We start from the raw sequence: 26,936 nt of genomic DNA on the forward strand, positions 1-26,936 counted from the left end.
GTCGCTTGAGGGGCGGGGAGCGTCGAAGGGGGTCATCCGCATCGGGACGCGGGGATCGTTGCTCGCGACCACGCAGGCGCAGGGGATCGCCGACCGGTTGACCGCGAACGGGCACCCGGCCGAGCTCGTCATCATCAGCACGGCGGGCGACACGTCGACCGCGCCGGTGGCCCAGATCGGCATCGGCGTGTTCACCACCGCCATCCGCACCGCCCTGCGCGACGGTGTCTGCGACGCCGCGATCCACTCCTACAAGGACCTTCCGACGGCCCCCGAAGCAGACTTGAAGATGGCGGCCGTCCCCGAGCGCGTCGACCCCAGAGACGCGCTGGTCAGCAGGGACGGAATGGTCCTCGGCGAACTGCCGTCGGGGTCGACGATCGGAACGTCGTCGCCGCGTCGGGCCGCGCAGCTTAGAGCACTCGGTCTCGGTTTGGAAATTCGCCCCCTACGAGGCAACCTTGACTCTCGGTTGGGCAGAGTCGCGAACGGGGAACTGGACGCGGTAGTGGTCGCCCGAGCCGGACTGGTGCGCATCGGTCGAACCGATGCAGTCACCGAGGCGCTTGACCCCGTGGTCATGCTGCCCGCTCCGGCGCAGGGGGCCCTGGCCGTCGAGTGTCTCGCCGACGATGCCGAACTGGTGAGAATTCTCGCCGAGTTGGACGACCCGTCCACCCGTGCAGCGGTCGACGCCGAACGCGCGGTGCTCGCGGCCCTCGAGGCCGGATGCACCGCCCCGGTCGGAGCGATCGCCGAGGTGGTCGAGTCGATCGATTCCGGTGGGCGCATCTTCGACGAGCTCTCGCTTCGCGCGGGAGTGGCGGCCGAGGACGGATCCGATGTGATCCGCGCTTCGGTGGTGGGCCCGGTGGATCGTGCCGTCGAACTCGGGGAGCGTCTCGCCGCCGAACTGCTGGAGCTCGGCGCGGCCGACTACGTGCCCGGACACTGATCCGGACGCAGACGACGGACGCGCACGCCCCGGCACCAGGAAGTCGACGGCCCGGGTGGACACCGGACGTCGAACGAACTGCAGCCCCCTGGCGGGGGTAGGAGAGTGCGCACGCATGAGCCGTACGAAGAATGCTAAACCCGGCCGGATCCTGTTCGTCGGGTCGGGTCCCGGTAACCCGGATCTCCTGACTGTCAAAGCGCAGAACGTGCTGGTGAACGCCACATCGGCGTTCGTCGACCCCGATGTTCCCTCCGGTGTCGTCGCCCTGATCGGCTCCGCTCACGCCCAGGCCGAGCCGGTGCCGACCCGCGCGGGTCGCAAGGCCGCGGAAGCGGCAGCGGCCGAAGCCGCCGAGCAGGACGTCGTCGACGTGGTCCGCCCGGCTCTCGGAGATCCCGCTCAGGTCGCCAAGACCCTCGTCGCGGAGGCGAAGACCGGTGTCAACGTGGTCCGCGTGGTCGCGGGCGATCCGATGAGCGCCGACTCGGTGCTCGCCGAGATCAGCGCCGTCGCCCGCACCTCCGTCGGATTCGAGGTGCTCCCCGGCATCCCCGCCGACGCCGTGGTCCCCAGCTTCGCCGGCATGCCGATCGGCTCCGGCCACACCGTCGCCGACGTGCGCGGAGACGTCGACTGGGCCGCCCTCGCCGCGGCCCCCGGACCGCTGGTCCTGCACGCGACGTCCGGGCATCTCGCGGAGCTGGCGAGCGAACTCGTCGAACACGGCGTGGCCCCGCAGACGCCGGTCGCGATCACCGTCAACGGAACCACCTGTGCGCAGCGCACCATCGAGGCGACCCTCGCCACCGTCAACGACCTCGGCAACGCCCTCACCGGCCCGCTGGTCCTGACCGTCGGCAAGGTCGTCACCCAGCGGGCGAAGTTCTCGTGGTGGGAGTCGCGCGCACTGTACGGCTGGACTGTCCTGGTGCCGCGCACCAAGGACCAGGCCGCGGACATGAGCGAGCGCCTCGAATCGCACGGGGCCATCCCGCGCGAGGTCCCGACGATCGCCGTCGAACCCCCGCGCAGCCCGGCGCAGATGGAACGCGCGGTCAAGGGCCTCGTCGACGGCCGCTACCAGTGGGTCGTGTTCACCTCGACCAACGCGGTCCGCGCGGTGTGGGAGAAGTTCGAGGAGTTCGGGCTCGACGCCCGCGCGTTCTCGGGCGTCAAGATCGCCTGCGTCGGCGAGGCGACCGCGGAGAAGGTCCGTTCGTTCGGCGTCAACCCCGAACTGCTGCCGAGCGGTGAGCAGTCGTCGCTCGGACTCCTCGACGAGTTCCCGCCGTACGACGAGGTGTTCGACCCGGTGGACCGCATCCTGCTGCCCCGCGCCGACATCGCGACCGAGACGCTGTCGGAGGGCCTGCGCGACCGCGGCTGGGAGATCGACGACGTGACCGCGTACCGCACGGTCCGTGCGGCGCCGCCGCCGGTCGAGACGCGCGAGATGATCAAGACCGGCGGATTCGACGCCGTCTGCTTCACCTCGAGCAGCACCGTCCGCAACCTGGTCGGCATCGCAGGCAAGCCGCATGCGCGGACCATCGTCGCGTGCATCGGCCCGAAGACCGCCGAGACCGCCGTCGAGTTCGGACTGCGCGTGGACGTGCAGCCGGAGTCGGCGTCGATCCCCGAACTGGTCGACGCGCTCGCGGCGCACGCCGCGCAGCTGCGCGCCGAGGGCGCGCTGCCGCCGCCGCGTAAGAAGTCCCGTCGTTCGCGGTCGTGACCATGAACAGCGGACAGCCTAGGCCGCGTCGTCTGCGCACCACGCCCGCCATGCGCAGGCTCGTCGCCGAGACGCGACTGGACCCCGCGCAGCTCGTGCTGCCGATGTTCGTCGCCGACGGCATCGACGCGCCGCGCGAGATCACCTCGATGCCGGGCGTGTACCAGCACACGATCGAATCGCTGCGGACGGCCGCCGCGGAGGCGGTCGCGGCCGGTGTCGGCGGACTGATGCTGTTCGGCGTCCCGGTCCCCTCGGACAAGGACGCGGTCGGCTCCGGTGCGGACGATCCCGACGGAATCCTCAACCGTGCCCTGCGGGTGCTCCGCGACGATCTCGGCGACAGCACGGTGCTGATGGCCGACACGTGCCTCGACGAGTTCACCGATCACGGACACTGCGGAGTCCTCACCGACGACGGGCGTGTCGACAACGACGCGACCCTTCCGCGCTACGAGTCGATGGCGCTCGCGCAGGCGCGAGCGGGTGCGCACGTCGTCGCCCCGAGCGGGATGATGGACGGCCAGGTGGCAGCCATCCGCGCGGCGCTCGACGACGCCGGTTTCGCCGACGTGTCGATCCTCGCGTACACGGCCAAGTACGCGTCGGCGTTCTACGGTCCGTTCCGAGAGGCCGTCGGATCGTCGCTGCAGGGCGACCGCCGCACCTATCAGCAGGACCCGGCCAATCGTCTCGAATCGCAGCGCGAACTCCTCGCGGACCTCGATGAGGGCGCCGACATGGTGATGGTGAAGCCCGCCATGAGCTACCTCGACATCGTGCGCGACGTCGCCGATCGCACCGACGCCCCGGTGGCCGCCTACCAGGTGAGCGGCGAGTACTCGATGATCGCCGCAGCGGGAGCGAACGGCTGGATCGACGCCGACGCGGCGTTCCTCGAGTCCGTGCTGTCCATCGTCCGCGCGGGCGCGTCGATCGTCCTCACGTACGCCGCCGTCGACATCGCCCGGCGCATCTGACGCATGTCCGCCCGCCCGCTGACGTGGGCGGATTGCGGCGCGGGAGCGCTGTGCGAGGCGTTTGCGCCCGGCCGACTACCCTGGTGGGCATGACCGTCCCCGGACCAGAGACATCGGACGCGCCCGTACGCCCGGACAGCGTGAGACTCGCTGTGGAGCTGTGGGGCGCAGTGGTGCTGGCCGAGCTGATCACGATGATCGCCCGGTACCCGATCGCGTTCGACACGTCGCAGAAGTACCTGGAGGAGATGCGCAAGAACGGCGAGGACGTGCCCGTGAGCGCGACGGCGCTCGCGGTGGCCGTCACCGCGTTCTCGATCGTCCTGCTCGCCGTGGTCTCGGCGGTGGTGGTCAAGTTCGTCTGGGACGGACGCAACTGGGCACGTCAGGTGCTCGGCGTCTTCGGCGCGTTCCTCGTCGTCCAGTTGTTCTTCGCGGTGATCGCACTGTTCATCACATCCGACAGCGACGGCGGGGCTACCGTTCCTGCATGGGCGATGGTCTTCGAGATCATCGGCGGTGTCGCCGCCATCGGCGTGCTCGTGGCTCTGATGCACCGGGACACCGCGGTGTACTGCCGCGACGTCGCGGCGTGGCGCACCCGTAATCGACAGAACGGCCGCGATCGACAGAATGGCGGAGCTCGGTGATCGAGATCAAACCCAGGAAGCGGGGACCCAAGCCCGATCCGAAGGAACGACCCGCCCTCGTCGTGTGGGCCATGCGCCTGTGGATGCTCTCCGGAGCGCTGCTCATCGCGCTCGGGGTGCTCGGCATCGTCGACCAGTCGGTCAACGTCGGCCTCGAGTTCGGGCCGCTCGCCCTCGGCGTGCTCGTCGTCGTCCTCGGCGTCGCCTACCTGCTGCTCGGAGCGAAGACGTACCGCGGGGAACTGCAGTGGCGGTCGTCGCTGTCGGCGCTCACGTGCGTCGTCGTCGCGATGCTGCTGCCGCTGACCATCGGCTTCCAGAGCAGCGGACTCGCCGTCGTCCTGGCCTGTGCCGTCGTCGGTCTCGCCGGTTCGCTCCTCGCGTACCGCCCGCAGTCGGACAAGTGGTTCAACTGCGTACTGAACGGCGACTGCGAACCCGCCCTGACTACGAACACGGACGACGCCGAGTGACCGACCGCGACCGCACCGATCCCGACCACACCGATCCCGAACTCGACGATCCCGAACTCGACGATCCCGAGCTCGACGAGATCGACGCCGACGCGGACGTCGACGAGCCGGACGACGTCGTCGAACCGACGCCGATCCCCGAAGACGTCGGCGACACCCTGTTCTACGAGCCCGGCGGCAGCTGGTGGGTCGTGGCGATCGGCCCGGTGCTGCTCGCGCTGACGTTGTGGTTGGAGATCGCGGGCAAGGGACGCATCCACTGGGAGGTCCTCACCATCTTCGGCGTCGTCCTGATCGGGTTCTCGATCCTGCAGGTCGTCGCCGCCCGACGCCACGTGTCGGTGCGTCTCACCGAGCAGACGCTGCAACAGGGGACCAAGACGATCGCCCTCGACGACATCGTGACGATCTACCCGGAGAACCGTGGTGAGGACGCCAAGGACTGGGAGAGCGCCCCGGCCATCGGCGAACTGCACGCGGTGCCGCGGCGCCGCAAGGGCGTCGGCGTCAAGCTGACGAACGGCAAGCTCGCGCAGGCGTGGGCCCGCGACGTCGACCGGTTCCGCGGGGAACTGACCGAAGCGCACCTCGCCGTGAAGCTCGGCCTCGCGCCGAAGGGCTCGTCGACCAGCGGTGACTGACCTGAAGAAGGCGCCCTGGGCCGCGGCGGTCGTCGTCGTGGTGTGCCTCGTCGCCATTGTCGGCGGCGCGCTCTGGATGACGCCGGACCGTCCGACGGCCGCGCCGACGACACCGGTCGCGCGAGCCGTCCGCTACGTGAACCTCGGCGACAGCTTCGCGGCGGGCACCGGCACCATGCCGCTGCAGCCGGATTCGCAGTTCACCTGCCAGCGGTCCTCGCTCGACGCCGCGACCGTCCTCGCGGCGCGGCGACACTACCGGCTGACCGACGTCGCGTGCGCCGGCGCGACGACCACACACCTCTACGAGAGCCAGTACGACGGCGTCGGCCCGCAGCTGGACGCGGTGACAGCCGACACCGACGTGGTGACCCTGATGATCGGCGGCAACGACGGCTCGGTGTACTCGTCGCTGATGGGCGACTGCGCGGAATACGCGGCGGACGATCCGACCGGCTCGCCCTGCCGGACACACCTCGGCTCGGATCCGATCACCACGGTCCGTGACGAGACCGGCCCCGCCGTGGAGCGGGCCCTGCGCGACATCCGTTCCCGCGCGCCGCGCGCCGAGGTGCTCATCGTCGGCTATCCGTGGCTGGTCCCGGCGAAACGGGCGTGCCGTCCGGCCGTGCGGCTCGCCGACGGCGACATCGCCTACGTACGACGGGTGGAAGCCGGTCTGAACGCGGCCGTCGCGAAGGCCGCGACCGCCGCGGGTGCGACCTTCGTCGACATGGCCGAACGTTCCCGAGGCCACGACGCGTGCGCTCGGCCCGGGGTCAGGTGGATCGAACCGATGGTCGGCGGGACGTCGCGGATAGTCATGCACCCCAATGCCGCGGGGCAACGCGCCATCGCGGACGCGATCGACGCCGCCCTGCGCTGACACCGCGCCGACGCTCGACGACAGGCGGGCGAACCTGAGAGCAACCTGGGGCGATTGGGTGCGCGGCGCAGGTTTTGGGACACTGGAAGTCATGGTCGCACCAGGGCTGAACACTGCACCGAACACCGCGCGCAGCGAAGAGTATTTCGCTCGCGCCGCGCATGCGACGCCGGGCGGTGTGAACTCCCCGGTCCGTGCGTTCTCCGCGGTCGGCGGCACCCCGCGCTTCATCACCTCGGCGTCGGGCTGCACGCTGACCGACGTCGACGGCAATACCTACGTCGACCTGGTGTGTTCCTGGGGGCCGATGATCCTCGGACACGCACATCCGGCCGTCGTCGAGGCGGTGCAGAAGGCCGCAGCGGGCGGACTCTCCTTCGGGGCGCCGACCGTCGGCGAGATCGAACTCGCCGAGGAGATCATCGACCGCGTCGACCCGGTCTCGCGTCTTCGGCTCGTCAATTCGGGCACCGAGGCGACGATGTCGGCGGTGCGACTGGCACGCGGATTCACCGGTCGAAGCAAGATCGTGAAGTTCTCCGGCTGTTATCACGGTCACGTCGACGCGCTCCTCGCGGACGCCGGTTCGGGTGTCGCGACCCTCGGTCTGCCGACGTCGCCCGGAGTCACCGGGGCGTCCGCCCACGACACCCTCGTCCTGCCATACAACGACCTCGCCGCCGTCGAGGCCGCGTTTGCCGAGCACGGCTCCGACATCGCCGCCGTCATCACCGAGGCGGCCGCGGGCAACATGGGCGCCGTCGCGCCGATCGCGGGCTTCAACGAGGGACTGCGGGCCGTCACCGCCCGCAACGACGCGCTGCTCATCATGGACGAAGTGATGACCGGCTTCCGCGTGAGCCCGGCCGGTTACCACGGGATCGACGGCGTGGTCGGCGACCTGTACACCTTCGGCAAGGTGATGAGCGGCGGCCTGCCCGCCGCCGCGTTCGGCGGTCGAGCCGACGTCATGGAACACCTCGCGCCGACCGGACCCGTCTACCAGGCAGGCACCCTGTCGGGGAATCCCGTCGCCGTCGCATCGGGCCTGGCGACACTGCGCAACGCGACCGCCGACGTGTACGCCACGCTCGACGCGAACGCCGACCGCGTCGCGAGCATGGTGTCGGAGGCCCTGACGGCGGCGGGGGTGCCGCACCGCGTGCAGTTCTCCGGCAACCTCTTCAGCTTCTTCTTCACCGACGACGACGAGCCGATCGTCGACTACGCCGGCGTCAAGAAGACACAGACCTGGCGCTTCGCGCCGTTCTTCCACGCACTGCTCGCGGGCGGCGTCTACGCGCCGCCCAGCGCGTTCGAAGCGTGGTTCGTGTCCGCGGCGCTCGACGACGCGGCTTTCGAGCGCATCGCCGCCGCCCTGCCCGCCGCTGCCGCCGCCGCTGCCGCAGCGACCGCTCCCGGAGAAGGAAACTGATGAAGACGATCGTCCACATGATGCGCCACGGCGAAGTCCACAATCCCGAGGGCATCCTGTACGGCCGCCTCCCCGGCTTCCGGCTCGCCGAGAACGGCCGCGAACAGGCACAACGCGTCGCCGACGTGCTCGCCGACCACGACATCTCGCACGTCTTCGCGTCTCCGCTGCAGCGTGCGCAGGAGACCGCCGCGCCGATCGCCGACGCGCACGGCATCCAGATCACCACGATCGGCGACCTCATCGAGGCCGGGAACCAGTTCGAGGGCCTCAAGGTGGCGGTCGGCGACGGTGCGCTCAGTCAGCCCCGGCACTGGCCCAAGCTGCGCGACCCGTTCACCCCGTCGTGGGGCGAACCGTACATCCAGATCGCGCATCGCATGCTCGCCGCGGCCAACCAGGCGCGCGACACCGCCCGCGGCCACGAAGCGGTCTGCGTGAGCCACCAGCTGCCCGTCTACACGCTGCGCCGGTTCCTCGAAGGCAAGCGTCTCTGGCACGACCCGCGCGTCCGCCAGTGCTCGTTGGCCTCGCTGACCAGCCTCGTCTACGACGGTGACGAACTCGTCGACATCGTCTACTCGGAGCCCGCCGGAGCGTCGGACCCCCGCATCACGGGCGCGTGAGCGGTATGGCCCGACTCCGTCGTGCCGCGGCCGCGGCCGCCGCACTGCTCGCCGCCGTGACCCTCGTCGCGGGCTGTGCGACCGGCGACGACGCCGTCGCCCAGAATCAGGGCAACCAGTTCGTGTCGCCCGACGGCAAGATCGTCATCGACTACCCGCGTGAGGCGCGGCAGAGCGTCGGCGACGTCGAGGGTCCCGATCTGCTGACCGGCGAGAGGGTGTCGTTGTCCCAGTTCAAGGGCGACGTCGTCGTCCTCAACGTGTGGGCGTCGTGGTGCGCGCCGTGCCGCAAGGAGTTCACCGAACTCGACGCGACCTACCAGGCCACCAAGGGCAAGGGCGTGGCGTTTCTCGGCATCGACTTCCGCGACAGCAAGTCGAGCGCGCAGGACTTCGTCAGCGACAACAAGGTCGCCTACCGCTCGATCTACGACTACGGCGGCGCGTCGCTCGCCTCGCTCGGCGTCCCGGTCGGTGCCGTCCCCACGACGGTGATCCTGGACCGGCAGCATCGTCCGGCCAAGGTGTTCCTGAAGTCGATCACCGAAGACGAGCTGACAGCGGCGGTGCTGGCCGTCGCGAACGAGCCGGCATGACCGCCGCCCACCTCGCGTCCGTCGGCGACACCTTCGCGACCACCGTCACCTCCGGCCCGCTGATCCTCGGGCTCGGCGCCGCGATGATCACCGGGTTCGTGTCGTTCGCGTCGCCGTGCGTGGTGCCGCTGGTGCCCGGGTACCTCTCCTATCTGGCCGGACTCGTCGGGGCGGAGGCCCCCGCGGTGACCGCGGACGAGAAGCGCAAGGACGGCCGGTGGCGCGTCGTCGGCGCGGCGGCGCTGTTCGTGCTCGGCTTCACCGTCGTCTACGTGCTGGCGACGGCCGCGGTGTTCGGCGTGACGTCGGTGTTCCTCAACGCCGACCGCCTGCAGTTGATGCAGCGGATCGGCGGCGTCGTGACCATCGTGATGGGCCTGGTGCTGCTCGGGATGATCCCGTTCCTGCAGCGCGACAGGCGCCTGTCGCCGCGCCGCTACTCGAACGTGCTCGGCGCACCGGTGCTCGGCGCCGTGTTCGCAGTCGGGTGGATCCCGTGCAGCAGTGCCACCCTCGGGGCCGTCCTGTCGGTCTCGATGGCGACGCAGGGGCCGTCGGCGTGGCGGGGAGCACTCCTGGTCACGGCGTACTGTCTGGGCTTGGGCATCCCGTTCCTGATCCTCGCCGCGTCGTCGGCGTGGGCGGTGAGGAGCCTCGGATTCATCCGACGTCACGCGCGCACCATCCAGATCATCGGCGGTGTGGCGCTGATCGCGGTCGGCGCGCTCCTCGTGACCGGCGTGTGGAACGACGTCGTCGACTGGATCCGGATGAGTCTGATCAACGATGTGGAGCTGCCGATATGACCCGCCCGGCGAAGCCGAATCCGCTGCAGCGCTTCCTGATCACCCCGCTCCGCAAGACGTGGCGCGGCCTCACCTCGATGCGCACGGCCCTCGCGCTGTTGTTCCTGCTCGCACTCGCCGCCATCCCCGGGGCGCTCCTGCCGCAGCGGGCGCTGAACGAACAGAAGACGCTCACCTACATCGACAAGCACGGCACGCTCGGCGAGTGGATGGACCGAGTGCAGTTGTTCGACGTGTACTCGTCGAGTTGGTTCACCGCCGTCTACGTGCTGCTGTTCGTGTCCTTGATCGGTTGCCTCACGCCGCGGATCTGGGAGCACTACAAGGCGTTGCGCACGCCGCCGGTCGCCGCGCCGCGCAACCTGAAGCGGCTTCCGCGACACATCACCGAGACCGTCGACGGCGAGCCCGCCGAGATCGCCGACCGCATCACCGGAAACCTGCGTGGCTGGCGGACGCGGACCGTCGTCGTCGAACCGTCCGAGCGGTACCCGAACGGAGCGGTGGAGGTGTCCGCGGAGAAGGGCTACCTCCGCGAGTTCGGCAACCTCGTCTTCCATTTCGCGCTGCTCGCGCTGCTGGTCACGATCGCCGCGGGCAAGATGTTCGGCTACGAGGGCACTCGCACGCTCGTCGCCGACGGCGACCAGGTGTTGTGCAACACGTCGACGGCCGTCTACGACTCCTTCCGGTCGGGCGCCCTCGTCGACGGCACCGGCCTCGCGCCGTTCTGCTTCCGCGTCGACGAGTTCTCGGCCACGTTCCTCAAGTCGGGCCAGCCGGAGATGTACGACGCGAAGGTGTCGTACACGGACGACCCGTCGTCCGACCCGGCCACGTGGAGCTCGACCTCCGTCCAGGTGAACAAGCCGCTCCGCATCGCGGGCGACCGCGTCTACGTGCTCGGGAACGGCTTCGCGCCGACGTTCACCGTCACCTTCCCGAACGGGGAGAAGCGCACGCAGACCACGCCGTTCATCCCGCAGTCGGTCCAGTCGATGCTGTCCGAGGGCGCCGTCCGGTTCGACACCCCGGCGGGCATGTTCCCCGATCCCGACGTGCGGCGGAAGAACCAGATCGCGATCGAGGGCCTCTTCGCGCCGGATCCCGTGTACACCCAGGTCCCCGGCCACGCCTCGGTGAACTCCGAGGGGCTCCTCGACTCGCAGTCGCCCGTCGTGAACGATCCGGCCGTCGCGATCCGCGTCTACCGGGGCGACACCGGCATCGACACCGGACAGCCGCAGAACGTGTACACCCTCGACCAGAAGCTCATCGACCAGGGACGACTCGTCCGCAAGGCGTCGGTGAACCTCGACGTGGGACAGGACACCGTGCTCGACGACGGGACCCGCGTGCGGTTCGACGGCTACAAGCGGTGGGTGTCGGTCCAGGTGTCGCACGATCCGGCGCAGAACGGCGTGCTGATCTCCGCGGTGGTCATGGTCCTCGGACTCGTGACGTCGCTGCTGATCCGTCGTCGCCGCATCTGGGCTCGACTGGTGCCCGACGGCGAAGTCCGACGTACTGTAGTAGAAGTGGCCGGACTGGCCCGCACCGATCAGGCGGGCTGGGGCGAAGGCTTCGAAGAACAGGCACACGGCCTCCTGGCCGATGCCGACACGCGCAAGCGGGCCAGACTGTGACGCCGCGCGAGCTCGAGAAGAGGGAAGTGTAGATGGACACCGCTTACGTCAACGAAGACCTGGCGCGGCTCTCCGACTGGTTCTATGCGACGTCGATCACCGTGTACGCGCTGGCGGTGGTCTTCCTCCTCTGGTCGCTGGGATCGGCGCGCTACGCCAAGATCGAGGTGGCGCAGGAGAACGAACTCGTCGCCGCGGGCGGTGTCGGCGGCGACCGCACCCCCGGTCGCGTCGCGAGCGTCGCGCCTCGTCGCTCCAACGGGGAACGCCTCGCCGCGATGGCGTATCCCGTCGTGTGGGTCGGTGCGGCCGCCCACCTCGCATCGATCGTGCTGCGCGGTGTCGCCACCGAACGCGCCCCGTGGGGCAACATGTACGAGTTCATCTCGCTGACCATGTTCGCGTGCGTCGCCGCGGGCCTGGTCGTCCTCCGCCGCCGCGAGCAGCGTCCGCTCATGAGCTTCGTGCTGATCCCGGTGACGCTCCTGCTGTTCATCGGCGGCAAGTACCTGTACACGCAGCCCGCGCCGGTCGTTCCCGCACTGAAGTCGTACTGGCTCGCCATCCACGTCTCGATCATCTCGATCGCGTCGGGCGTGCTGCTCGTGTCCGGTGTCGCGAGCGTGCTGTACCTGGTGAAGCAGAGATGGAGCGCCGACGCGGACGAGACCGCGTCGGGTGTCGGCGGCGCCCTGCGGCGGCTCGTCGGGCACCTTCCGTCCACCGACTCGCTCGACCGCCTCGCCTACAAGTGCGTCGTCATCGGCTTCCCGCTGTTCGGCCTCGGCATCATCTGCGGCGCGATCTGGGCGGAGGCCGCATGGGGCCGCTTCTGGGGCTGGGACCCCAAGGAGAGCGTGTCGTTCATCGCGTGGGTCATCTACGCCGCGTACCTGCACGCCCGTGCGACCGCGGGGTGGCGCAAGGCCGCGGCCTGGGTGAACGTCGCGGGATTCGTCGCGCTGCTGTTCAATCTGTTCGCGATCAACCTCGTCGTCTCGGGTCTGCACTCGTACGCGGGACTGTAAAGAGGTCGACAACAACTTCGGCACTCGCGGCCGCGCTCAGCGCGGCGGCGAGTGCCGAAGTTGTGTCAGGAGTCGAGCGAACGCAGGAAGTCGGGGTCGTCGTCCGGGCCGCGAGGCGATGCGCGGCGCGATTCGGGCACCACGTCGGCTGGCTGTGACGCTCCGACGAGGCGCCACGCCACGAACGCGATCGCGCAGATGAGTGCGGCAGCGAGAATGTAGGGCACGAGAACGGCCACGTCCTTCCCGTCCACGCTACGCGAGGTCGGGAAGGACGTGGCCGTCGTGTCGTCGAGGGTCAGCCGCGATTGAGGAGGGCGACGACGTCGGCCTCGCGGAAACGGCGGTGGCCGCCCGGGGTGCGGATCGACTTGAGGACGCCGGACGACGCCCAGCGGGCCACGGTCTTGGGGTTCACGTTGAACATGGCCGCGACCTGACCGGGGGTGAGGTTGTGCTGGGCGGCGAGCGCGGGGGTGATCAACTCGGCGGCCTGCTCGTCATGCTCTGCGGTTGCGGTCATCGGACCCTCCTGAGGTTCGTGGGGGGACTGGGCGCGGTGTGCGCCGGAAAAGTCGGTGAGATCCTTGTCCCGATTTCCAGTAGTACACGCAGGTGGGGCGGTTGCTCGAACAGTCAGGTGTAAGTAAAGAGACCGTAATGTCCGTTGAGGGACCTTTGGCTGACGTTCCGTTGCACGTCAGGGCCCGTATCCTAGGTGTCATGAGCAATGAGATTCCGGCCGATGAGGCGCCCGCGGCAACCGACGGCGGCGACAAGCCCGCGACGACGGGAACGCTGATCGTCGCGATCGCCTTGTACACGGCGGCCCGCCTCGCGCTCGTCGTCGTGATCGCCGCGATCATCTTCTTCGTGGGCAAGGCGGCGGGCGTCGACGTTCCGCTCGTCGTGGCCGCGGTCTTCGGCGTCCTGATCGCCCTGCCGGTCGGCATGGTCGCGTTCAAGACCCTCCGGCTCCGCGTGAACGACCAGATCACGCGCATCGACGCCGCACGCAGCGCGCGTCACGACGAACTCCAGGCGCGCCTGCGGGGCGATTCGAAGTGACCGGCACGCGGGTCGTCGACCGTCCGTCCGATCGATCGTGGACGGCGGAGGCGGTCCGGCGGATCGGGGCCGACGCGCTGCGGAGCGCGGACACGCACCTGCTGAAGGTCGACCTTCCGGCTTGGTCGCGGACCGAGGCGGGCGGCGTCGACCTGTATCTGAAAGACGAGTCGACGCATCCGACGGGGTCGTTGAAGCATCGGCTCGCCCGGTCGCTGTTCTTGTACGCATTGTGCAACGGATGGATCGGCCCCGACACCACGGTCATCGAGGCGTCGTCGGGTTCGACCGCGGTGTCGGAGGCGTACTTCGCCAAGCTCATCGGCGTCCCGTTCGTCGCTGTCATGGTGACGGGGACCTCGCCGCGTAAGACGGAGCTGATCGAGGCGCAGGGCGGACGCTGCCACTTCGTCGACTCGCCGACCGAGATCTACGCCGCCGCGTCGCAGCTCGAAGCCCAACTCGGCGGACACTTCATCGACCAGTTCACGATGGCCGAGCGGGCCACCGACTGGCGCGGCAACAACAACATCGCCGAATCGGTGTTCGCGCAGATGCGCGGCGAACCGCACCCGGTGCCGGAGTGGATCGTCGTCGGGGCCGGGACGGGCGGCACGTCCGCGACGTTCGGCCGCTACCTGCGCTACCAGCAGCACGACACCCGGCTCGCCGTCGTCGATGTGGAGAACTCCGTCTTCCTGCCCGCGTACGAGGCGGGCGACGGTTCGATCACGTCCACCGGCGGCTCGCGGATCGAGGGGATCGGCCGCCCTCGGGTGGAGCCGTCGTTCGTGTCGCAGGTGATCGATCGGATGATCGGGGTGCCCGACGCCGCGTCGGTCGCCGCGGCGCGATTCCTGAGCGCCCGGCTCGGTCGTCGGGTGGGCGGGTCCACCGGCACCAACTTCTGGGGTGCGTGCGCACTGATGGGGGAGATGGTCGACGAGGGTCGGGCGGGCAGCGTGGTCACGCTCCTGTGCGACAGCGGCGACCGCTACGATCACACCTACTACAACGACGACTGGGTGGCCGAGCAAGAACTCGATCTGGACCCGCCGACCGCAGTCCTCGCCGAGTACTTCGCCACGGGGGTCTGGAACTCCTGACAGGAGGTCCAGCCATGCCCGTCGTCGACGCCGTCGACCTGGTCCGGGAGTACCGGATGGGGACGGAGACGGTCCGCGCGCTCGACGGCGCGTCCCTCACCTTGGACGGCGGCCAGTTCGTGTCCGTCGTCGGACCGTCGGGAGCGGGCAAGTCGACGCTGCTGCACATCATCGGGGCCCTCGACGCTCCGACGTCCGGGTCGATCCGGGTGGACGGCGTCGACCTGACCGCGCTGTCGGACGACGCCGCGTCGGAGTTCCGGCGACGTCGCGTCGGCTTCATCTTCCAGTTCTTCAACCTGGTGCCGACCCTGTCGGCGTGGGAGAACGTCGCCCTGCCGATGCTCCTGGACTCCCGGTCTCTGGCGAAGGCCAAACCCCGCGCCGTCGAACTGATGGAGCGCGTCGGCCTCGGACATCGGATCGATCATCGGCCGTCGGAACTGTCCGGCGGACAGATGCAGCGGGTGGCGATCGCGCGATCGCTGATCATGGAGCCGACGATCGTGCTCGCCGACGAACCGACAGGCAATCTGGACTCGCACACCGGCGCGGACGTCCTCGCGCTCCTCGCCGACGTCGCCCACGAGAATCCGAACCGACTCGTGTTGATGGTGACCCATGATGCGGCGGCCGCGTCGGCCTGCGACCGGGTGGTGACCGTGAGCGACGGCCGCGTGGCGGGTTGATCGGCGTGCGTTCGCTGCTGGCGGGTCTCACCAGGGTTCGTGTGCTCGGCCTGCGGGAGTTGACCTCCCACAAGCTGCGCGTCGTCACGTCGCTGCTCGTCGTGACGGTCTCGTCGGCGCTGCTGGTCGCAGTACTGTCGGTGTACGGCTCGCTGACCGCGTCGGTCCGGGACTTCAACGCCGCGATATCCGGGGCCGCGACGTTGGAGGTGGCCGGGATCGCCGACTCCGGCGTTCCCGACGAGATCGCCGGGGAACTCCGAGAGCGTGTGCCGCAGGCCGACGAGGTGGTCCCGATCGTGCGCGGCTCCGTCGTCATCGACGGGCGTCCGACGGTGCTCCTCGGCTCGGACTATCGGGCGTCGTCGCTGTCGCCGCAACTCGGTGCGGCCGCCGAGTCGGACGGCTCGGGGATCGGCCTCGACGATCTCGACGACGGGATCGTCGTCGGTCCCGCGGTCGGACTCCGCGAGGGGCAGGACGTGCGAGTCGGCGGCCAGACGCTGCGGGTGATCCGGGTGCTGGGCGACGAGGCGTCGACGTTGAACGGCGGCCGGTTCGTGTTCGCGTATCTGCCGCTGGCGCAGCGCCTGGCCGGGCTGACCGATGCCGTCGACTCGCTGTTGATCGTCCCTAAAGCCGACGCCGACCCCGATGATCTGCGACGTTCGGTCGAGCGAGTGGTCGGGGACCGGGCTGGTGTCGTCGATCCCGATTTCCGGGTCCGACAGGCTGAGGTCGCGGGCTCTGTGGTGCGGGACTCGACGCTGCTGGTCTCGATGGTGTCGCTGGTGATCGCGGCCTTTCTCGTCTTCAACACGATGAACATGGCGGTCGCTTCGCGGCGCCGGAGTCTGGCGATGATCCGTGCGCTGGGCGGGCGGCGCAGGCACCTCGCGGGCGACCTCCTGGGCGAGGCGACGCTGTTCGGCCTGGTCGGCGGCGTCGTCGGCATTCCGGTCGGCGTGGTCGCGGGGCGATGGGCGTTGAGTCGGGTTCCCGGCGGAACCTCGTCGGTCGGCATGGAGGTCCGTTACACACTGCCCGCATACGTACCGGTCGCCGGGGTCGCGGCGGCTGTCCTCGCGTGTGTGGCGGCCACGGCGCTCGCCGCGAAGTCGGTGTTCGCGGTGACCCCGGTGGAGGCGATGTCGCCGGGGCAGGTCGCCGACGCCGCTCCGCTGTCGAAGCGGTTGCTGTGGAGCTCGGGCGGAGCCGGTGTCGTCGGGATCGCCGCGTCGTGGCTGATCGTGGAGACCGTCGACGGGCGGCCCGCGATCCTCGCCGGAGCCGTCTACGCCGTCGCCGGTCTGGTGCTGTGTCTCGCGCTCAGCCCCGTGTTGGTCGCGGGTGTGCGGGCGGTCGCATCGCGGTTCGCAGGCCCAGGACGACTGGCCGCGGTCAACTCCGAGCGCGCGCCGCGTCGGGTGTGGGCGACCGTCATGACGGTCGCCGTCGCGGTCGCGGTCGGCATCGGCATCTCGGGTGCGCTCGACAACCTGGTCGGATCGCTGTCGTCGTCGCTCGACGGGCTGAGCACGCCGGACCTGTACGTCTCGTCGCAAGACGCGGAGTCGATCCCGACCGGGCCGATCCTGGACCCGGCCATTCGGTCGGAGGTCGCCGCGACACCCGGTGTGCGACAGGTGATCGGCGGCCAGTGGGCCACCGTCAACCTCGGCGACGCCCGGGTGGTCCTGCAGGGGCTCGAACGGGGAGCCTCGGCGCCGTTCCTGCGCAAGGCGTCGCCCGACGCGGCCGAAGCGGTTCTTCAGGGGCGGGGGATCCTCCTGTCGCGCACCCTCTCCCGCACGTTGGGCTCCGACGTCGGCGACACGCTGACGCTCGCGACCCCGTCGGGGCCGCGCCGGCTGCCGGTGCTCGAGACCGTGAACTACGTGTCGATGGACTCGGGCGTCGCCGCCGTGTCGATCGATCTGCTGCACGACTGGTTCCGTCGGCCCGGGGACACGTACCTGCAGGTGATGATCGACGCGGGGGCCGATCACGACGCGGTCCGCCGGGAGATCGCCGAGATCGCGGACGCGCATCCCGGCGTCGGGGGCGCGGCGGTGCACGTGTACACCGGCGAGCAGGCGCTGGCCGCGGCGCAGCGGACGGCCGAACAGTCGGGCGGGTTCACCGTCGCCATCCAATGGATCGTGTCCGGCGCCGCGGCGATCGCGCTGCTCAACACGCTGCTGCTCTCGGTCCTGGAACGCCGACGCGAGATCGGCGTGCTGCGCTCGATGGGGGCGTCCCGACGGTTCGTGTTCTCGATGGTGCTGGCCGAGGCCGGTGCGATCGCCGTCGTCGGAGCCGTCACCGGCATCGTCATGGGAACCGGACTCCACCTGCTCGCCGACGGGATCCTCACCGAGACCACGTCCATCGACATCGCATACACGCCGCTGTGGTCGTCGACCTGGTACGTGGCGGTGTCCGCGGCACTGTGCCTGATCGGCGCCGTCGTCCCCGCCGTGCGTGCGTCACGCCAGAACATCAGCGAGTCGATCGCGTCGGAGTGAGGGTCGGTCCTCCGTTCTCCGGATGCTCTTCCGCACCGGACGCACATCGATTGTCAATAAATGTTGACAACACTCGAAGTGTCAACATAACCTGACATCATGCACGACGAAGAGATGCCGACCGACACGAACTCGATGACCGGAACCGCAGCGAGCTCCGACCCCGCCGTGGGCCTGGGAACAGTGCGCGCACTGCGAACTCTCGCGGACCGTCTCGAAGACGTCCACGTCGCTTCCGCTCGAGCCGCAGGCTGGAGCTGGCAGGCGATCGCGGACGTCCTGCAGGTCAGCCGGCAGGCCGTGCACCAGAAGCACTCGTATCAAGAGGCCGCGCAAGCGGCTGGAAAGGACGGCAACGATGTTTGACCGTTTCTCGCGGGACGACCGCACAGTATTCATGTTCGCCACGCAGGAGGCCCGCGACCTGGGCCACCCGTCGTTCGGCAACGACCATCTGCTCCTCGGCATGCTCTGCAACGCCAGGAGTCCCATCTTCGGCGTCCTCGCCGACCAGGGCCTCACACTCGACGCCGCTCGCGTCGTCGTCCGTGACTTCCACGCGTCCGACGAGGCGACCGCCGAATCGGATGAGCGGGGTCGGTACGACGAGGACCGCGACGCACTCGCCAGCATCGGCATAGATCTGGACCGCGTGCGGGAAGCGGTCCGCGACAAGTTCGGCGACGACCTCGCCGACGGTTGGGGACAGCGCCGAGGCGGTCGAGGCCACCGGCGGCGCGGTGACGGTTGCGACGAGCGTCGCGGCCATCACCGCCCGCACGGTCGCGGACGCGGCTTCGGCGGCCCGTTCGGCGGACCCGACGGACCCGGCTGGGACGGGGAAGGTCCCTGGGAGGGCGGCCGCGGTCGACGCGGACCCCGAGGCCGGGGACGCGCTCGTATGGCGGGGCCGGTCCGGGACGCCATGCACTCGGCCGTCACCCTGGTCCGCAGTCGGGGTGATCGATCGATCACCGCCGAGCATCTGCTCCTCGGCATCCTCGATGCGGGCGACGACGCCTCGCGCGCCGTCATCGCATCGGCCACCGATGTCGACGCCCTGCGGACCGCCGTCACGGCACTCCTGGAGAGCCGCTCCGCGGCTGTCTAGCCGAGGCCGAGAGCGAGTCCCGTCGCCACCGACCACGCGAGCATCGCGAGGCCGGTGGTGGCGAGGGTCGGGATGAGGTCGCGGCCGCGGGCGCCGGACGCGACCGGGCGCACGGCGACGACCGCGACGGGGGCGGCGAGGAAACCGGCGAACGCCCACGTGGTCACCGGAACCAGCGTCAGAGTCGCGATGAACGGCACGGCGAGCAGGAACACGTACAGGCCGCGGGTGCCGCGGTCGCCCAGGCGGACGGCGAGGGTGATCTTGCCCGACTCCGCGTCGGTCGGGATGTCGCGCAGGTTGTTGGCGACCAAGACGGCGCTCGAGAACGATCCGACGGCGACCGCGGCGACCGCTCCGACCCAGTCGACGCGACCGACGGTCACGAACTGGGTTCCCATGACGGCCACCAGGCCGAAGAACACGAACACCGCTATCTCGCCGAAGCCGAGATAGCCGTACGGCTTCTTGCCGCCGGTGTAGAACCAGGCGCCCGCGATGCAGACGACGCCGACGGCGATCAGCCACCAGGCGGTCGTCGCGGCCAATGCGAGCCCGCCGACCGCGCCGATCCCGAAGCATGTGAACGCCGCGGCCTTGACGGCGCCCGGCGAGGCGGCCTTCGACCCGACCAGGCGCATCGGGCCGACCCGGTCGTCGTCGGTGCCGCGGATGCCGTCGGAGTAGTCGTTGGCGAAGTTCACGCCGATGATCAGCGCCACGGCCACGAGCAGAGCGAGGGCGGCCTTCCACCAGACGACGTCCCCGATGCGGGCGGCCGCACCGACGCCCGCCACGACGGGCGCCACCGCGTTCGGCAGCGTTCGCGGTCGTGCTCCCTGGATCCACTCGTTGACCGTTGCCACGCGTCCAAGCATGTCACGCCCCTCGACCCGTCCATGTGGGGCCCGGCCGTGGCCGCTCCGCTGCGAGTGTGCTCGACTCGGCCATCCGAATGACACGCACTACCCGTATCGAGGGGAATCGGTAGTGCGTTCGGATCAATCAGGCACGGAAAATCCGTCGGAGCGTCGAAAATGTCCATGTCGAATGGTCTGATACGAGGCATGAGACTCAGGGGGAAGCTCGTTGTCACCACCGTGGCCGGGATCGTTGCGGCAGGTGTGCCGGGGCAGGCGTCGGCACTGACCGACCTGCCGCCGATCGGCTCCGACATCGCGATCGACGGCCCGACGATCGGCGACCACCACGACGTCCTCGGGACGTTGCTGCCGTCCACTCTGCTGGGCGACGCCGTCGTCATCGTCACACCCGGAACCGACGACGACGGGCTGTTCCCGCGCGTCGACGGGATCATCGGCGACAGGCGGAGCAAGATCGTCCAGTATCCGGAAGCGCTGTGGCCGATCGCGACCGGCAAGTCGGGCAGGCTCCTGCCCTTCTTCGCGCCGAGCTACGACGAGTCGCGCGACGTCGCCGTCGACCACAATCTGCAGATCATGAGGGCCTTCAAGGACGTCGACCGGGTCGTCGTCTACACCGGTTTCTCGCAGGGCGCGGAAGCGCTCGGCAACGCCGCGGAACAGGCGGCGTCCGAGGGTCTGCTCGGCCCGAACACGATGATCCTCCTCGTCTCCGATCCGCGTGGGCCGTGGGGCCTCAAGTCGGGTCTGCGCGACATCCCGTTCAGCGGGCCGGTGATGGCGGTTTTCGGCGCGGAGAGCAACGGGGCCCGCGACCCCGCCGAGACTGGCGACACGAAGGTCGTCGAGGTGATCGTCCGAGGCGACCCGGTGGCCGACTGGCAGTGGAACCCGCTGCGTCCAGCATCGTCGCTGCTGGTCAACGGCGCCGGGTTCCTCGCGATCCACGCGGGCACAGGGAAGTACTCGTACGCGCATCTGGAGAACCTGGAGCACGAGAGCACCCTGTACAGCGCCGAGGGCGACACCACGTACGAGGTCTACGACACCTATCACCCGCTGGCGTTGTTGCAGTACACGATCGCCGAGGCCGTCGGGATCCCGGTCAGCGACGCCACGATGCGGGAATGGGACAGGCAGGCCGAGCGGTTCTACCCGCTGCAGGAGGTCTCCCCGGCGACGGCCGATCCCGCAGCCGAGGTCGTCTCCGACGCGCCCGCGGGTCGACACCGTCTGCTCGACGACGACGGGCGGTGGGCCGAACCCGACCAGAACGCGGCCAGGCACCGCGCCCCGCGGCACGAGGCCGCCGACGACCCGGTCGACACCACCGTCGATCGGCCCGCGGCGGCCGTCGACGTGACGACGGAGTCGACGCCGGACGAGCCGACACCGGTGGTCGAGCCCGCGACGACCGACGCCGACCCGCAGCCCGCGGAGACGTCGACCGTCGAGACCTCACCCGCCGACACCGTCGACGTTCCGACCGATTCGGGACCGGTGGCGGAGATCAGCTGAGGAGCTCGCGCAGCGCCGCGCGGTTCACCTTGCCCGGTCCGCGCAGTGGCAGCGAGTCGAGGACGAACACCTCGCGCGGGGCGGCGTAGCGGTCGAGACGGTCGACGACGAACTCCCGGATCTCGTCGAGCGTCGGGGCCGCCCGACCCTCCGCCGGAACGACGGCGACGACGACGCGTTCGCCGAGGCGCTCGTCGGGGAGGCCGACGACTGCGCAGTCTCCGACGGCGGGAAGTTCGGCGATCACGGCCTCGACGACCTGCGGGATGACGGTGAGTCCACCGGTGGACACGGCCTCGTCGGCGCGCCCCACGATCGACAGGACGCCGTCGCGGACGACGCCGAGATCGTCGGTGCGGAACCAGCCGGGTTCGGCGAACGCGGGATGGTCGGGCCGGTTGCGGTAGCCGAGCGCGACGGTCGAGCCGCCGAGGACGACGCGGCCGACGCCGTCGTCGTTCGGCGCGTCGATGCGGATCGTCGTCCCCCGCAGCGGGACGCCGTCGTAGACGCACCCGCCGGCGGTCTCGCTCATGCCGTATGTGGTGACGATAGCCAGGCCCGCATCGCGCGCGTCGCGCTGCAGGGCCGGGGGAGTGGCGGCGCCGCCGACGAGGATCGCGTCGAATGTGCGGAGCGCGTTGACCGCGGGGGGATGGGCGAGGGCCTTGCGCAGCTGCACCGGAACCAGCGAGGTGTACCGCCTCGGCCCGTCGAGGGCGTCCGCCGCGGCGGGCAGGACCGCGGGGTCGAAGCCCGCGGACACGTCGACGACGACGGGGTCGGCTCCGGCGGCGATCGACCGCAGCATCACCTGCAGTCCCGCGATGTGGTGGGGCGGCAGGGTCTGCAGCCAGGCTCCGGGGCCGCCGAGCGCGACGGCCGTCGCCTCGGCCGAGGCCGCGAGCGTGGCCGCGGTGTGCATCGCGCCCTTCGGGACGCCGGTGGTGCCCGACGTGGACACGACCAGTGCGCAGCGGTCGTCGACGGGCGCCCCGACGCCGAGGTGCGTGCGCAGCAGCGTCGACTCGTTGGAGTCGACGTCGGGGAGCGGGAGGTATGCGGCGTCGCCCGCCAGCAGAGCCGACAGATCCCGCCGTGCTCGGAGCACGGCGGGAGTCGGCGGCAGTACCAGCGGTCGGAGGACTCTCAGGACTCGTCCTCGTCGTCTCGTCGGGGGAAGGGGTCCTCGTCGAACGGCCATCCGGCGTTCTCCAGGGTCGCCCGGACTCGTTCGATGTCCTCGTCGCGGGGGAGTTCGTCGGTGACCTTGGAGATCTGCACGCCGATGTCGACGCGGTCGATCGCGTCGAGCGGCCGGTCGGCCGCGATCATGTCGATCGCGACCTGGTGGATCTCCTCTTCGCTCAGCTGGCGACGCAGCAGCGCGAAGAGCGGAACGTAGTCGCCCTGCGGCACGCCTTCCGGGTACCCGGCTCGCAGCCAGGCCCGGATGGCGGAGAGAAACGAATGGCGTTCCATCGCGGTGAATCTACTCCGCAACGGGAACCGAGACGGCCAGCGGCCAGCCCGCGGCGGCCAGGCGCGCCGAGACCTGGCGGAGCTCCTCCTGGGACGGAGCCTGTTCGGTGACGGCGTGGATGGCCTCGGTGATGCGCTCGGGCGTCGCCGGGCTGTCGGTCCCGTGCTCGAGGGCGAGCTTCAGGACGATGTCGGTGATCTCCGACTCGGTCAGCACCGGGGTCAGGAGGGCGAGGAGGGGCGGGTAGTCGGACGCCGGGACGCCTTCGGGGTATCCGGCGCGAATCCAGTTGACGACGTTCTCGAACAGTGAGGGTGCCATGTCAGCGTTGGGCCTTTCCGATCCGTGGGCGGATCGTCACTTCTTGTAGGCGAAGTCGGGGAAGATCTTGAGGTCGAAGTAGTAGTTCAGCGTCTGGCGCGTGATCCACAGGATTCCGACGACGATGACGACGGCGGCCAGTCCGATGAGGAAGTAGCCGAGGTACTTCAGGGCGGGGTTGGCGGGGCGGCCCGCGATGGAGCCGTCGCCTGCCGCTTCGGCGCGCATGCCGAGCGCGAAGAGGGCGGGGAGGCCTGCGCCGAGGATGAGTCCGACGGCGAGGACCTTGGTGATCGCGGTGATGATGTCCATGTCTGTGCAGCCTTGTCTGGGTTGGGCCGCTCAGGCCTGGGTGGTTGCGTCGTCGGCGGGGACCGGCGAGTTGGTCTCGTCGTCCCATTCGGCGTTGACGTTGCTGTGGTCGACCTTCTGCTGCTGTGCCCGCCAGTACATGTAGCCGGACAGCGCGGCGAGGATCGCGAAGATGACGATCGCGCCCGGAGCGCCGCCGATGAGGTGAGCGAGCCAGAAGCAGAGTGCGCCGACGATGGCGGCTGCCGGGAGGGTCGTGACCCAGGCGACGGCCATGCGGCCCGCGACGCCCCAGCGGACCTCGGCGCCCTTCTTGCCGAGTCCCGAGCCGAGGATCGAGCCGGTGGCGACGTGGGTGGTCGAGAGCGCCATGCCCGCGGCCGAGCTGGTGAGGATGATCGCGGCGGACGAGGCCTCGGCGGCCATGCCCTGCGGGGCCTTGATCTCGACGAGACCCTTGCCGAGCGTCCGGATGATGCGCCAGCCGCCGAGCCAGGTGCCGAGTGCGATGGCGCTGGCACAGGTGACGACGACCCAGATCGGCAGACCGTGGGAGACCGACGCCGCGTCGAGATGGCCGGTCGCGATCAGGGCCAGGGCGATGACGCCCATCGTCTTCTGTGCGTCGCCGGTGCCGTGTGCGAGGGACACGAGCGATGCGGATGCGACCTGGCCGCGACGGAAGCCCTTCTCCTTCTTGGCTTCGGACATTCCATTGGTGATCGCGTAGATCAGGAGAGTGCCGACGGCGGCGACGACGCAGGCGATCAGGGGTGCGAACAGTGCCGGGACGATGACCTTGCCGAGGATGCCGTGCCAGTTGATGCCTCCGCTGCCGAGAGCCGCGAGGCCCGCGCCGATGAGTCCGCCGAAGAGGGCGTGCGACGAACTCGACGGGAGGCCGAACAGCCAGGTGAAGAGGTTCCACAGGATGGCGCCGATGAGGCCGGCGAAGATGATGATCAGCGCCTTGTTGCCGTCGAGGCCCTCGACGAGCGCGCCTTTGGCGTCACCGGACGTGTTCTGGATCTTCAGAACGTCCTTGGTGATGGTGGCGGCGACCTCGACGGAGAGGAACGCGCCGACCAGGTTGAGGATCGCCGAGAGGCCGACGGCCACCTTCGGCTTGAGGGCACCGGTGGCGATGGAGGTCGCCATGGCGTTGCCGGTGTCGTGGAAGCCGTTGGTGAAGTCGAAGCCTAGGGCTGTGACGATCAACAGCACAAGAATGATCATCTCTGCGGTCATGGACATAACTATGAGGGGCGGACAGTACACCTCGTCAACTCCCGGCAGTCGGTGTTTTCCACGCCTGACCTGTAGGTTTCCATTCGTCATCGACGTATTCACGAGATGTTCACCCGAGCGATCGGTCGACGTCACCGTCGCCTCGGCCGCTGCTTGACGGGCGTCTGTCGACAAGGTGTCCGGCGGGTGAACGAGCGGGCGGCGCGTGGGCCGGTCGCAGCCGCCGTTCGAGGGGACGGGGCGTGTGCGAGAATCGCGGAATGACGCTGAAGCTGGGTATGCCGATCAACTACGCGGGCGACTTCCGGGAGACGATCGAGAACCTCCGCGACTTCGAGTCGGTCGGTGTCCGCCGCGTCACGGTCCCGGAGGCGTACAGCTTCGACGCGGTCAGTCAGCTCGGCTACATCGCCGCCCGCACCGACACGATGGAACTGCAGACCGGCATCCTGCCGATGTATTCGCGGACGCCGACCAACCTGGCTATGACCGCGGCGGGCCTCGACTACATCAGCGGCGGACGCGCGATCCTCGGCATCGGCGCGTCGGGCCCGCAGGTGATCGAGGGCTTCCACGGAGTCAAGTACGACTACCCGCTCGGCCGGGCACGCGAGAACGCCGAGATCTGCCGCAAGGTGTGGCGGCGCGAGCGTCTCGAGTACCGCGGCAAGCACTACCAGCTTCCGCTGACCGCGGAGGACGGCGGCTCGGGCCTCGGGAAGTCGTTGAAGATCATCAATCACCCGGTGCGTGACACGATCCCGATGTTGCTCGCCGCGATCGGCCCGAAGAACGTCGAGCTGGCCGCGGAGCTGTTCGAGGAGTTCCAGCCGTTCCTGTTCCTCCCCGAGTACGTCGAGGAGGCCTTCGGTCCGGCGCTCGCGGCGGGCTACGCCAAGCGCGACCCCGCCCTCGGGGCCCTGTCGATCGTCGTCCAGACGTCGGCGCTGATCACCGACGACGTCGACGCCGCCGAGCAGGCGCTGAACGCGATCCGGCATCACACCGCGCTGTACATAGGAGGCATGGGCGCCCGCGGCAAGAACTTCTACAACTCGCTCGTCCAGCGGTACGGCTACGTCGACGAGGCGAAGCTCATCCAGGACCTGTACCTGTCCGGCCGCAAGGACGAGGCCGCGGCTGCCGTCCCCGACGAACTGGTCCGCAAGATGAGCCTCATCGGCCCGCGTTCCTATGTCCAGGAGCGCGTCGAGGCCTTCCGCGGCGCCGACGTCGGCGTCCTCCTCGCCTCGCCCGCCGCCCACACGCACGCCGAACGCGTCGACACCATGCGCGAACTCGCCGAGATCATCGGCTGACGCGGAACCCGCTCACCTCCACGACATCCGCTCCCCTCCGGAGGGGAGCGGATGTCGACGAAGTGAGCGGACACGCCGTCATTCGGCCGGAGTGCCGGAGATGGTGGTCGAGGTACGGTCAGTGCCATGTCGTCGACCGTGCTGGCCCTCGTCATCGCGACGGTGATCGTCGTCGCCGTCTCCGCGATCGTGGGAGGCCTGTGCCTGGCGTATCTCCACGAGGAGCACGTCCGCGGTACCCGTCCGGGGCGAATCCTGTTCCGCGCCCTCGACGCGATCTCCCGCACCCTCGACCGGATTCCCTGGTTCTGACGTCCCGCGTGTGCATCAGCGCTCGCGACGACGTTCTCGACTGACTTTCCACCAGTAGGCCGCGGCGCCGACGAACGGGATGCAGACGACCACAAGCTTCCATCCGATGCGGGAGCCCTCGCTGAGATCCGACCGGTCGATCGCATCCGCGGCGTGAGACGAGAAACCCCACCACACCCAGCCTAGGACTATCAACACGGGCACAACGGTGAGTACGAGGACGAGAAGCATGGAATAGAAGTCCAAGAAGCAGCCGCCGGACCTCGCGCACTCACTGAGCCCCGCCTCGGCAAGGATGACGGGAGTCGGGGTCACCCCGTCGACACTACTCACCGACGACGACGGGGTGCGGATTCGTCAGTCGGTGTAGCACAGGTCGTCGACGGGGTCGTCGGAGTCGTGGATTCCCCACAGCAGCCGGAACGTCTCACCCTGGTGGAAGCTGAGGCGGGAGACGTAGTGGTCGCACGACTTGGCGAAGACCTGGTCTGCCCGGATCGACGGCAGCACCCGTGCCGTCTCCCCTCCGGTCAGTAGTAGTACGGGTACGGTGACCTGGGCGTTCGTGATGTTCCAG

General features: G+C 69.5%; 32 protein-coding genes. 22 read left to right on the forward strand and 10 right to left on the reverse strand.

The window, feature by feature from the left end; genetic code table 11:
• Window positions 1–34 precede the first annotated feature (34 nt).
• From hemC to ccsB, 13 genes are all read left to right on the forward strand, one after another.
• Window positions 35–955, forward strand: coding sequence for a hydroxymethylbilane synthase (gene hemC / locus GYB83_RS00560; protein ID WP_161893887.1), 921 nt, complete (start codon window positions 35–37; stop codon window positions 953–955).
• 115 nt (window positions 956–1,070) lie between these two features.
• On the forward strand, window positions 1,071–2,693 hold the full coding sequence (locus tag GYB83_RS00565; RefSeq protein ID WP_161893638.1) for a bifunctional uroporphyrinogen-III C-methyltransferase/uroporphyrinogen-III synthase: 1,623 nt from the start codon (window positions 1,071–1,073) through the stop codon (window positions 2,691–2,693).
• A 2-nt stretch (window positions 2,694–2,695) separates the two neighbouring features.
• Window positions 2,696–3,673, forward strand: a complete 978-nt coding sequence (gene hemB, locus GYB83_RS00570) for a porphobilinogen synthase (RefSeq protein WP_161893639.1) — start codon at window positions 2,696–2,698, stop codon at window positions 3,671–3,673.
• A gap of 89 nt (window positions 3,674–3,762) precedes the next feature.
• Window positions 3,763–4,323, forward strand: a complete 561-nt coding sequence (locus tag GYB83_RS00575; protein WP_161893640.1) for a hypothetical protein — start codon at window positions 3,763–3,765, stop codon at window positions 4,321–4,323.
• A complete protein-coding gene (locus GYB83_RS00580; RefSeq protein ID WP_186349686.1) occupies window positions 4,320–4,796 on the forward strand; it encodes a hypothetical protein in 477 nt (158 codons plus the stop codon). The genes GYB83_RS00575 and GYB83_RS00580 overlap by 4 nt, the downstream gene beginning before the upstream one ends.
• Window positions 4,793–5,437 (forward strand): transport-regulating membrane protein Mce1N, encoded by a 645-nt coding sequence (gene mce1N / locus GYB83_RS00585; protein WP_161893641.1) that lies wholly within the window; start codon window positions 4,793–4,795, stop codon window positions 5,435–5,437. The genes GYB83_RS00580 and mce1N overlap by 4 nt, the downstream gene beginning before the upstream one ends.
• Complete coding sequence (locus tag GYB83_RS00590) at window positions 5,430–6,323, forward strand: SGNH/GDSL hydrolase family protein (RefSeq protein ID WP_228461103.1); 894 nt, start codon at window positions 5,430–5,432, stop codon at window positions 6,321–6,323. Before mce1N ends, GYB83_RS00590 begins: the two co-directional genes overlap by 8 nt.
• A gap of 91 nt (window positions 6,324–6,414) precedes the next feature.
• Window positions 6,415–7,758 carry a glutamate-1-semialdehyde 2,1-aminomutase gene (gene hemL, locus GYB83_RS00595; RefSeq protein WP_161893642.1) on the forward strand — a complete coding sequence of 448 codons (1,344 nt, stop codon included), beginning with the start codon at window positions 6,415–6,417 and terminating at the stop codon, window positions 7,756–7,758.
• Entirely contained in the window at window positions 7,758–8,384 is a 627-nt protein-coding gene (locus tag GYB83_RS00600; protein ID WP_161893643.1) for a histidine phosphatase family protein, read from the forward strand. Before hemL ends, GYB83_RS00600 begins: the two co-directional genes overlap by 1 nt.
• Window positions 8,385–8,389: 5 nt before the next feature.
• On the forward strand, window positions 8,390–8,980 hold the full coding sequence (locus tag GYB83_RS00605; RefSeq protein ID WP_161893890.1) for a TlpA family protein disulfide reductase: 591 nt from the start codon (window positions 8,390–8,392) through the stop codon (window positions 8,978–8,980).
• Window positions 8,977–9,786 (forward strand): cytochrome c biogenesis CcdA family protein, encoded by an 810-nt coding sequence (locus GYB83_RS00610; RefSeq protein WP_161893644.1) that lies wholly within the window; start codon window positions 8,977–8,979, stop codon window positions 9,784–9,786. Before GYB83_RS00605 ends, GYB83_RS00610 begins: the two co-directional genes overlap by 4 nt.
• Window positions 9,783–11,432 carry a cytochrome c biogenesis protein ResB gene (gene resB / locus GYB83_RS00615; RefSeq protein WP_161893645.1) on the forward strand — a complete coding sequence of 550 codons (1,650 nt, stop codon included), beginning with the start codon at window positions 9,783–9,785 and terminating at the stop codon, window positions 11,430–11,432. The genes GYB83_RS00610 and resB overlap by 4 nt, the downstream gene beginning before the upstream one ends.
• A 32-nt stretch (window positions 11,433–11,464) precedes the next feature.
• The gene (gene ccsB / locus GYB83_RS00620; RefSeq protein WP_161893646.1) at window positions 11,465–12,460 is read left to right on the forward strand and encodes a c-type cytochrome biogenesis protein CcsB; all 996 of its coding nucleotides are present in this window, start codon (window positions 11,465–11,467) and stop codon (window positions 12,458–12,460) included.
• A 65-nt stretch (window positions 12,461–12,525) separates the two neighbouring features.
• On the opposite strand, the gene GYB83_RS23310 is transcribed toward ccsB, so the two are convergent.
• Window positions 12,526–12,687 carry a hypothetical protein gene (locus GYB83_RS23310; RefSeq protein ID WP_186349687.1) on the reverse strand — a complete coding sequence of 54 codons (162 nt, stop codon included), beginning with the start codon at window positions 12,685–12,687 and terminating at the stop codon, window positions 12,526–12,528.
• Window positions 12,688–12,758: 71 nt separating this feature from the next.
• On the reverse strand, window positions 12,759–12,983 hold the full coding sequence (locus tag GYB83_RS00625) for a BldC family transcriptional regulator (protein WP_161893647.1): 225 nt from the start codon (window positions 12,981–12,983) through the stop codon (window positions 12,759–12,761).
• A gap of 200 nt (window positions 12,984–13,183) precedes the next feature.
• On the opposite strand from GYB83_RS00625, the gene GYB83_RS00630 reads away from it, so the two are divergent.
• The 6 genes from GYB83_RS00630 (at window position 13,184) to GYB83_RS00655 (ending at window position 18,962) form a co-directional block, all read left to right on the forward strand.
• Entirely contained in the window at window positions 13,184–13,528 is a 345-nt protein-coding gene (locus tag GYB83_RS00630) for a DUF4229 domain-containing protein (RefSeq protein WP_161893648.1), read from the forward strand.
• A complete protein-coding gene (gene cds1, locus GYB83_RS00635) occupies window positions 13,525–14,634 on the forward strand; it encodes an L-cysteine desulfhydrase Cds1 (protein ID WP_161893649.1) in 1,110 nt (369 codons plus the stop codon). The genes GYB83_RS00630 and cds1 overlap by 4 nt, the downstream gene beginning before the upstream one ends.
• A gap of 14 nt (window positions 14,635–14,648) precedes the next feature.
• Complete coding sequence (locus GYB83_RS00640) at window positions 14,649–15,323, forward strand: ABC transporter ATP-binding protein (RefSeq protein ID WP_161893650.1); 675 nt, start codon at window positions 14,649–14,651, stop codon at window positions 15,321–15,323.
• A 5-nt stretch (window positions 15,324–15,328) separates the two neighbouring features.
• A complete protein-coding gene (locus tag GYB83_RS00645) occupies window positions 15,329–17,851 on the forward strand; it encodes an FtsX-like permease family protein (RefSeq protein WP_161893651.1) in 2,523 nt (840 codons plus the stop codon).
• Window positions 17,852–17,950: 99 nt separating this feature from the next.
• The gene (locus GYB83_RS00650) at window positions 17,951–18,217 is read left to right on the forward strand and encodes a helix-turn-helix domain-containing protein (protein ID WP_161893652.1); all 267 of its coding nucleotides are present in this window, start codon (window positions 17,951–17,953) and stop codon (window positions 18,215–18,217) included.
• Complete coding sequence (locus GYB83_RS00655) at window positions 18,210–18,962, forward strand: Clp protease N-terminal domain-containing protein (RefSeq protein WP_161893653.1); 753 nt, start codon at window positions 18,210–18,212, stop codon at window positions 18,960–18,962. The genes GYB83_RS00650 and GYB83_RS00655 overlap by 8 nt, the downstream gene beginning before the upstream one ends.
• On the opposite strand, the gene GYB83_RS00660 is transcribed toward GYB83_RS00655, so the two are convergent.
• Complete coding sequence (locus GYB83_RS00660; RefSeq protein WP_161893654.1) at window positions 18,959–19,828, reverse strand: 1,4-dihydroxy-2-naphthoate polyprenyltransferase; 870 nt, start codon at window positions 19,826–19,828, stop codon at window positions 18,959–18,961. The two genes, GYB83_RS00655 and GYB83_RS00660, sit on opposite strands and share 4 nt — an antisense overlap.
• Before the next feature lie 201 nt (window positions 19,829–20,029).
• Between GYB83_RS00660 and GYB83_RS00665 the strand changes: the two genes are divergently transcribed.
• Window positions 20,030–21,364, forward strand: a complete 1,335-nt coding sequence (locus GYB83_RS00665; protein WP_228461104.1) for a PE-PPE domain-containing protein — start codon at window positions 20,030–20,032, stop codon at window positions 21,362–21,364.
• On the opposite strand, the gene menE is transcribed toward GYB83_RS00665, so the two are convergent.
• Genes menE through GYB83_RS00690 form a run of 5 tightly spaced genes read right to left on the reverse strand, consistent with a single transcriptional unit; the run spans window position 21,357 to window position 24,728 of the window.
• Window positions 21,357–22,568, reverse strand: coding sequence for an o-succinylbenzoate--CoA ligase (gene menE, locus GYB83_RS00670; protein ID WP_161893655.1), 1,212 nt, complete (start codon window positions 22,566–22,568; stop codon window positions 21,357–21,359). The genes GYB83_RS00665 and menE overlap by 8 nt on opposite strands.
• Entirely contained in the window at window positions 22,514–22,846 is a 333-nt protein-coding gene (locus GYB83_RS00675; protein ID WP_161893656.1) for a DUF3349 domain-containing protein, read from the reverse strand. Before GYB83_RS00675 ends, menE begins: the two co-directional genes overlap by 55 nt.
• Before the next feature lie 10 nt (window positions 22,847–22,856).
• Window positions 22,857–23,168, reverse strand: a complete 312-nt coding sequence (locus tag GYB83_RS00680) for a DUF3349 domain-containing protein (RefSeq protein WP_161893657.1) — start codon at window positions 23,166–23,168, stop codon at window positions 22,857–22,859.
• A gap of 36 nt (window positions 23,169–23,204) precedes the next feature.
• Window positions 23,205–23,480, reverse strand: coding sequence for a hypothetical protein (locus GYB83_RS00685; protein WP_161893658.1), 276 nt, complete (start codon window positions 23,478–23,480; stop codon window positions 23,205–23,207).
• A 30-nt stretch (window positions 23,481–23,510) separates the two neighbouring features.
• A complete protein-coding gene (locus GYB83_RS00690) occupies window positions 23,511–24,728 on the reverse strand; it encodes an inorganic phosphate transporter (RefSeq protein ID WP_161893659.1) in 1,218 nt (405 codons plus the stop codon).
• 260 nt (window positions 24,729–24,988) lie between these two features.
• Between GYB83_RS00690 and GYB83_RS00695 the strand changes: the two genes are divergently transcribed.
• Together GYB83_RS00695 and GYB83_RS00700 are read left to right on the forward strand one after the other, a co-directional pair.
• Window positions 24,989–26,047: an LLM class F420-dependent oxidoreductase gene (locus GYB83_RS00695; protein WP_161893660.1), complete on the forward strand. Its 1,059-nt coding sequence runs from the start codon at window positions 24,989–24,991 to the stop codon at window positions 26,045–26,047.
• Window positions 26,048–26,173: 126 nt separating this feature from the next.
• On the forward strand, window positions 26,174–26,359 hold the full coding sequence (locus GYB83_RS00700; protein ID WP_161893661.1) for a hypothetical protein: 186 nt from the start codon (window positions 26,174–26,176) through the stop codon (window positions 26,357–26,359).
• Between the two features lie 15 nt (window positions 26,360–26,374).
• Here the strand turns inward: GYB83_RS00700 and GYB83_RS00705 are convergent, their stop codons facing one another.
• Together GYB83_RS00705 and GYB83_RS00710 are read right to left on the reverse strand one after the other, a co-directional pair.
• On the reverse strand, window positions 26,375–26,674 hold the full coding sequence (locus tag GYB83_RS00705; protein WP_161893662.1) for a hypothetical protein: 300 nt from the start codon (window positions 26,672–26,674) through the stop codon (window positions 26,375–26,377).
• A gap of 42 nt (window positions 26,675–26,716) precedes the next feature.
• Window positions 26,717–26,869: a hypothetical protein gene (locus tag GYB83_RS00710; RefSeq protein WP_161893663.1), complete on the reverse strand. Its 153-nt coding sequence runs from the start codon at window positions 26,867–26,869 to the stop codon at window positions 26,717–26,719.
• Window positions 26,870–26,936 lie beyond the last annotated feature (67 nt).

The sequence above is a fragment of the Gordonia spumicola genome, assembly GCF_009932475.1.
Lineage (GTDB): Bacteria > Actinomycetota > Actinomycetes > Mycobacteriales > Mycobacteriaceae > Gordonia > Gordonia spumicola.

Excerpts from the sequence above, each read along its gene's own strand:
- GYB83_RS00565 (WP_161893638.1), top strand. The coding sequence starts at position 1,071 with ATGAGCCGTACGAAGAATGCTAAACCCGGCCGGATCCTGTTCGTCGGG.
- hemB (WP_161893639.1), top strand. The coding sequence starts at position 2,696 with ATGAACAGCGGACAGCCTAGGCCGCGTCGTCTGCGCACCACGCCCGCC.
- GYB83_RS00575 (WP_161893640.1), top strand. The coding sequence starts at position 3,763 with ATGACCGTCCCCGGACCAGAGACATCGGACGCGCCCGTACGCCCGGAC.
- hemL (WP_161893642.1), top strand. The coding sequence starts at position 6,415 with ATGGTCGCACCAGGGCTGAACACTGCACCGAACACCGCGCGCAGCGAA.
- GYB83_RS00600 (WP_161893643.1), top strand. The coding sequence starts at position 7,758 with ATGAAGACGATCGTCCACATGATGCGCCACGGCGAAGTCCACAATCCC.
- GYB83_RS00605 (WP_161893890.1), top strand. The coding sequence starts at position 8,390 with ATGGCCCGACTCCGTCGTGCCGCGGCCGCGGCCGCCGCACTGCTCGCC.
- GYB83_RS00610 (WP_161893644.1), top strand. The coding sequence starts at position 8,977 with ATGACCGCCGCCCACCTCGCGTCCGTCGGCGACACCTTCGCGACCACC.
- resB (WP_161893645.1), top strand. The coding sequence starts at position 9,783 with ATGACCCGCCCGGCGAAGCCGAATCCGCTGCAGCGCTTCCTGATCACC.
- ccsB (WP_161893646.1), top strand. The coding sequence starts at position 11,465 with ATGGACACCGCTTACGTCAACGAAGACCTGGCGCGGCTCTCCGACTGG.
- GYB83_RS00625 (WP_161893647.1), bottom strand. The coding sequence starts at position 12,983 with ATGACCGCAACCGCAGAGCATGACGAGCAGGCCGCCGAGTTGATCACC.
- GYB83_RS00630 (WP_161893648.1), top strand. The coding sequence starts at position 13,184 with ATGAGCAATGAGATTCCGGCCGATGAGGCGCCCGCGGCAACCGACGGC.
- GYB83_RS00640 (WP_161893650.1), top strand. The coding sequence starts at position 14,649 with ATGCCCGTCGTCGACGCCGTCGACCTGGTCCGGGAGTACCGGATGGGG.
- GYB83_RS00650 (WP_161893652.1), top strand. The coding sequence starts at position 17,951 with ATGCACGACGAAGAGATGCCGACCGACACGAACTCGATGACCGGAACC.
- GYB83_RS00655 (WP_161893653.1), top strand. The coding sequence starts at position 18,210 with ATGTTTGACCGTTTCTCGCGGGACGACCGCACAGTATTCATGTTCGCC.
- GYB83_RS00665 (WP_228461104.1), top strand. The coding sequence starts at position 20,030 with ATGAGACTCAGGGGGAAGCTCGTTGTCACCACCGTGGCCGGGATCGTT.
- menE (WP_161893655.1), bottom strand. The coding sequence starts at position 22,568 with ATGGCCGTTCGACGAGGACCCCTTCCCCCGACGAGACGACGAGGACGA.
- GYB83_RS00675 (WP_161893656.1), bottom strand. The coding sequence starts at position 22,846 with ATGGAACGCCATTCGTTTCTCTCCGCCATCCGGGCCTGGCTGCGAGCC.
- GYB83_RS00680 (WP_161893657.1), bottom strand. The coding sequence starts at position 23,168 with ATGGCACCCTCACTGTTCGAGAACGTCGTCAACTGGATTCGCGCCGGA.
- GYB83_RS00685 (WP_161893658.1), bottom strand. The coding sequence starts at position 23,480 with ATGGACATCATCACCGCGATCACCAAGGTCCTCGCCGTCGGACTCATC.
- GYB83_RS00690 (WP_161893659.1), bottom strand. The coding sequence starts at position 24,728 with ATGACCGCAGAGATGATCATTCTTGTGCTGTTGATCGTCACAGCCCTA.
- GYB83_RS00695 (WP_161893660.1), top strand. The coding sequence starts at position 24,989 with ATGACGCTGAAGCTGGGTATGCCGATCAACTACGCGGGCGACTTCCGG.
- GYB83_RS00700 (WP_161893661.1), top strand. The coding sequence starts at position 26,174 with ATGTCGTCGACCGTGCTGGCCCTCGTCATCGCGACGGTGATCGTCGTC.